This is a genomic window from Streptomyces sp. NPDC006610 (assembly GCF_040611575.1).
Classification (GTDB): Bacteria; Actinomycetota; Actinomycetes; order Streptomycetales; family Streptomycetaceae; genus Streptomyces.
Genome location: NZ_JBEXOP010000106.1, coordinates 1 through 1,076, shown reverse-complemented (window position 1 = coordinate 1,076; position 1,076 = coordinate 1). Strand labels below are relative to the sequence as shown.

Here is a 1,076-nt window from a genome sequence, read left to right as displayed (position 1 = left end):
CCGGCGCGGGGGTGGTCGAGGTGGTGGGCCTTCTTGCCCTGGTCGTCCAGGATCAGGTCGACGCCGGGCAGGGCTTCCAGGGCGGCGCGGGCTGCGGGGAGGTCCTGGGGGCGGCGCACGTAGACGTGGGCGATCTGGTGGTCGGCCACGGCGAAGGCGCGGGAGGTCATCGGGTCGAGGTACTCCATGCCGTCCTGGGTGTGCACTTCCAGCAGTCCAGCGCGGCGCAGGGCGCGGTTGACGTCGACGGGGCGGGTGACGCGGGTGATGCCGTACTCGGACAGGGCGACGACGGTGCGGCCCTGGGTGCGGGCGTCGTCCAGGAGCGGGGCGAGGGCCGCGTCGAGGTCGGCGGCGGCCTTGAGGGAGCGGGGGTCGTCGGGGCCGTGGCGCTGGAGGTCGTAGTCGAGGTGGGGGAGGTAGCACAGGGTGAGGTCGGGGCGGCGGGTGCGCTGGATGTGGCGGGTGGCGTCGATGATCCACTGGCTGGAGACCAGGCCGGCGCCCGGTCCCCAGAAGTGGAAGAGGGGGAAGGTGCCGAACTTGCGGGTGAGTTCGTCGTGCAGGTCGGCGGGGCGGGTGTAGCAGTCGGGTTCCTTGCGGCCGTCGGCGTAGTAGACGGGGCGGGGGGTGACGGTGATGTCGGTGTCGGCGCCCATGGCGTACCACCAGCAGATGTTGGCGACGGTGTAGCCGGGGTGGGCGCGGCGGGCGGCGTCCCAGAGTCTGTCGCCGGTGACGAGGCCGTTGTGCTGGCGCCAGAGCAGGACGTCGCCGAGTTCGCGGAAGTACCAGCCGTTGCCGACGATGCCGTGCTCGGCGGGCGGGGCGCCGGTGAGGAAGGTGGACTGGGCGGTGCAGGTGACGGCGGGCAGGACGGTGCCGAGGGGGGCGTGGGCGCCGGAGCGGGCGAGCGCCTTGAGGTGGGGCATGTGGTCCAGCAGGCGGGGGGTGAGGCCCACGACGTCCAGGACGAGCAGGGGGGTGGGGCCCTCGGGGCGGGTCATGGCAGCTCCTTGAGGCCGAGATCGGTCAGCAGGTCACGCGCGAGGGTCAGTTCGGCGGCGATGCCGTCG

Annotated in this window: 1 protein-coding gene; it reads right to left on the bottom strand. The window is 73.2% G+C overall.

Features of this window, described 5'->3' with window-relative positions; translation table 11 throughout:
- On the bottom strand, positions 1-1,007 hold a 1,007-nt coding region (locus tag ABZY13_RS33500; RefSeq protein WP_356637596.1), incomplete at its 3' end, for a nucleotide pyrophosphatase/phosphodiesterase family protein.
- Between the last annotated feature and the right edge of the window lie 69 nt (positions 1,008-1,076).